This window comes from Stenotrophomonas sp. 3diitr2024, from assembly GCF_042136455.1.
Lineage (GTDB): Bacteria > Pseudomonadota > Gammaproteobacteria > Xanthomonadales > Xanthomonadaceae > Stenotrophomonas > Stenotrophomonas sepilia.
The window spans coordinates 1-4000 of record NZ_JBHHMJ010000361.1 but is presented as its reverse complement, the minus strand read 5'-3'; the positions used below and the strand labels follow the sequence as shown (position 1 = coordinate 4000).

Below are 4000 nucleotides of genomic sequence, written 5' to 3'. Positions count from 1 at the left end.
AGCCGCTTTTGATCTTGATTTGGCTTCGGCTTCGGCTTCGGCAGGTGCAGGGCGCAGCCCTGCCGAAACCCTACTTCACCCGGCGGCCCGAGCGGTCGATGCGGAACCGCTCTCCGCCTTCCATCGGCGTGTGGCCATCGGCATCCGGCGTGCCGCGACGGCAGCCGTTGCAGACCTCGGCCACGCCGTCCTGGAATGGCCACCCGAAATCGAAGGTGCCGGGCACCACCTGGCGGAACTTCAGGTCGAAGTAGCCCACGCGGTGGCCGACGCGTGCGCGCAGCAGGCCTTCCTGCGGAGTTTCCGGGCCGTTGTCCCAGGTAAGCACCGGCAGGCTGTGGCCCGTGCGGTCGACGTAGTGGAAGCCCTGGTCGGCATACACCACGGCCAGGCCGTGGTCGTCGTAGTTCAGGTCCTTCAGCGTATCGGCGCTGATCTTCAGCCGGTGATCGACCACCTCGCAGTTGGGGAGCGGCCACAACCCGTGTTCGTCGGTCAGCAGCTTGCATGCCGGTGCCTGTGCCTGTGCATTGGCACTGACCAGCACGCCAAGCATTGCCAGCGACCGCGCAAAGCGGCCGCTGGCAGGGGCAGGGCGGGCCTGCCGCGCGATCACTTGGCCTCGGCCTTGCGTTCGAAGGCCGTCGGTGCCGGCAACTGCACAGGGACGCCCTTGTCATCGCAGGTGCCGGCCTGGCACAGGCGCTCGCGCAGGGCTGGGGTGGCCTGCACGATCATGTGGTAGATCGCGTTCTGTTCCAGCGTGCCGCGGATCGCCTTGCTGCCCGGGCCACGTGCCCAGATGCCGACGTCCTCACCACCATGCGATTCGGACTTCATCGGCACCAGCGCTTCCTGCATGTAGTCCGGATGCTCGGTGTCGACCTCGCGCAGGTTCGGGCGACCGTTGGCCGGTTCGAAGCTGCTTGGGTTGTGCGGGTAGCGCTTCGGCCCGGCCGGCTGCTGGTTGCTGCTGCCGGTGTGGCCTGGGCCGTTGGCGTAGCTCAGCGTGGTGTACGGCTGGCCGGTGCCGTCCAGGGCGTAGTCCAGCTTGCCGGCGCCGTCTTCGCCGCCCTTGTCCTTCACCTTGCCCAGGATCGGGTTGCCGCGTGCCGGGTAGCCGACGAAGTTCAGCGTGTGCGAGTGGTCGGCGGTGACGATGATCAGGGTGTCGTCGGCCGAGGTCAGCTCGTTGGCCACGCGCACCGCATCGGACAGCGCCACGGTCTCGGTCAGTGCACGGTAGGCATTGCCGCTGTGGTTGGCGTGGTCGATACGCGCGCCTTCGATCATCAGCACGTAGCCTTCCGGGTGCCTGGAAAGGTTCTTGATCGCTGCAGCCGTCAGTTCGGCCAGGCTCGGCTCACCGCCCGGATCCTGCGGGCGCTCGTACTCGTAGCGCATGTGGTCCGGTTCGAACAGGCCAAGGATGGCCGGCGCATTGGCGGCCGCGGCCAGCTGCTTGCTGTTCCAGACATAGGCACCCTGCGGATGCGCCTGCTGCCATTCCTGGACCAGGCTGCGGCCGTCCAGGCGCTGGCCGACCTTGTCGTCGTATTCCGGGTCGCGCTCTTCCACGGTGGTGAACTCACCACGGCCGCCACCAAGGGCGACAAGCGGGCCGCGCCCATAGCGCGAGGTCGACAGCAGCTGCTGGGCGATGTCCTTGCAGCCGGCCGCCTTGGCCGCTTCAGTCAGGTCGGTGTCGTTTTCCCAGTTGCGCTCGGGCGAGTGCGCGTAGGTGGCAGCCGGGGTGGCATGGGTCAGGCGTGCGGTGGAGACCACGCCGGTGGCCAGGCCGGCGCTGTCGGCCAGCTGCAGCCAGGTCAGCAGGCCCTTGGACAGGCTGTCGGCACAGTCGGTGCGGCTTCCGGCACTGACGCCGATCGCGCCCATGTGGGTCTTCACGCCGGTGGTGATGGCGGTCATGGTGCCGGCCGAATCAGGCGTCTGCGAATCGGTGTTGTAGGTCTTGCTGAACGCCGTGGCCGGGAAGCGTTCCCAGGACAGCAGGTTCTCCTCGCCGGAGCCGCCCTTGCGCTGGCCCTCGTAGATGCGCGAGGCGGCCACAGTGGTCAGGCTCATGCCGTCACCGAGGAACAGGATGACGTTCTTGGCCTTGCCGGACATCGCACCATTGGCCGCAGCCTGGGCGGCCCCGCTGCGGTACCACCACTGCGGGGTCTCGCCGGCCGGATGGGCGACGGGATCGACGGCGACCTTCAGGCCGGCCGGGGCGGACGCGGGGGCGGAGCTGGCGCAGGCGCCCAGCAGAAGGGTGGTGGCGCAGGCGGCCAACAGGGAGACGGAACGACGCATGGACGCTGGGATCTCACAAACTGTAACGGGACATTCATTATGCCCGCCCCAGCAAGGCACGCCGATGACACACTGATTTGCCGGCCGGGCGGTCGTTCTGCGGGCTGCCTTGGGCTATCGTGCCAGCATCCCTTCCTTCCCCTCTGGATTGCCTATGAAGCTGGTCTCTGCCTGGCTGCGGATTCCGTTCTGGCAGCGCGTGGTCGGTGGCTTCGTGCTCGGCGCGCTGGCCGGCTGGGCGCTCGGCCCGGCCGCGGAAACGTGGTTTGGCCCGCTCGGTGAGCTGTACGTCACCCTGATCAAGATGATCGCCGTGCCGCTGGTGTTCTTCGCGGTCATCAACGCGATCTCGTCGCTGCACGGGCAGAAGTCCGTGGCCGCGCTCAGTGGGCGCACCTTCCTGTGGTTCGTGATTACCGCTGCGCTGGCAGTGTGTGTCGGCCTGGCCGTGGGTACGGTGCTGCAGCCCGGCGCGGGTGGCCTGCAGTTGTCGATGGCCAGCAACTACGTGCCGCGCGAAGTGCCCAGCGTGGTGCAGGTGCTGCTGGACGTGGTGCCTGCCAATGTCTTCTATGCGCTGTCCGGCATCGGCACCAAGGTCAACGCGGCCGGTGAGACCGTGCTGGCTGCGGGTCGCGGCTCGATCCTGCCGGTGATCTTCTTCGCCGGCCTGGTGGGCTTTGCCATCGTCAAGCTGGGCGAGAAGGTGACCGAGGCGCGCAAGCTGGTTGGCCAGATGAGCGACATCATGATCCAGGTGACCCGCTTCGTACTGGAAGTCACCCCGATCGGCACCTTCGGCCTGATCGCAGGCCTGGTCGGCAGCTATGGGTTCGAGAAGCTGCTGCCGCTGGGCCATTTCGTGCTGGCGTTGTACGTGGCCTGTGCGCTGCACATCGTGGTGGTCTACAGCGCGCTGCTGCTGGCGCACGGCCTGAACCCGCTGAAGTTCTTCCGTGGCGCCGCACCGGGCATGCAGGTTGCGTTCGTCAGCTCGTCCAGCTTCGCTGCGATGCCGGTGGCGCTGCGTTCGATCACCCACAACCTGGGCGTGAACAAGGACTACGGTTCGTTCGCGGTGCCGCTGGGCGCCAGCATCAAGATGGACGGCTGCGGCGCGATCTATCCGGCGCTGTGCGCGGTGTTCATTTCGCAGTACAGCGGCGTGCCGCTGACCCCGGAGCAGTACGTGGTGGTGCTGATCGCCTCGGTGCTGGGCAGCTTCGGCACCGCCGGCGTGCCGGGTACTGCGGTGATCATGGCCACGGTGGTGCTGAGCGCAGCCAATCTGCCGCTGGAGACCATCGGCTACCTGTATGCCATCGACCGCATCCTGGACATGATGCGCACGATGACGAATGTGACCGGCCAGATGCTGGTGCCGGTGCTCGTGGCCAAGGAGACCGGGTTGCTCGACCAGGCGGTGTATGACAATCCGTCCAGCAATGTGGGCGTGGACGATCCTGACCCGACCCCGCCACGCAGCTGAGGTTGCGTGGAGATGAAAGGCCCGCCTGACCGGCGGGCCTTTTGTTTGGGAGCTGGTTGGCGCGGTGGCGGCCAAGGCGGGTCCTGGTAGATCCACGCCATGCGTGGATGGAGGCAGTGCCGACCAACGGTCGGCACCCACCAGGGCAGGCGGCGCGATGCCGACCAAGGTCGGCACCTACCGGGGGCGCAA

Annotated in this window: 3 protein-coding genes; 1 reads left to right on the top strand and 2 read right to left on the bottom strand. The window is 67.3% G+C overall.

From position 1 onward, the window contains the following. Window positions 1-70: 70 nt before the first annotated feature. Window positions 71-616, bottom strand: coding sequence for a WG repeat-containing protein (locus ABGA94_RS09170; protein ID WP_111126972.1), 546 nt, complete (start codon window positions 614-616; stop codon window positions 71-73). After that, a complete protein-coding gene (locus tag ABGA94_RS09165) occupies window positions 613-2319 on the bottom strand; it encodes an alkaline phosphatase (protein WP_053497129.1) in 1707 nt (568 codons plus the stop codon). The genes ABGA94_RS09170 and ABGA94_RS09165 overlap by 4 nt, the downstream gene beginning before the upstream one ends. A 154-nt stretch (window positions 2320-2473) precedes the next feature. On the opposite strand from ABGA94_RS09165, the gene ABGA94_RS09160 reads away from it, so the two are divergent. Next, window positions 2474-3808: a dicarboxylate/amino acid:cation symporter gene (locus ABGA94_RS09160; protein ID WP_065179181.1), complete on the top strand. Its 1335-nt coding sequence runs from the start codon at window positions 2474-2476 to the stop codon at window positions 3806-3808. Window positions 3809-4000: the final 192 nt, after the last annotated feature.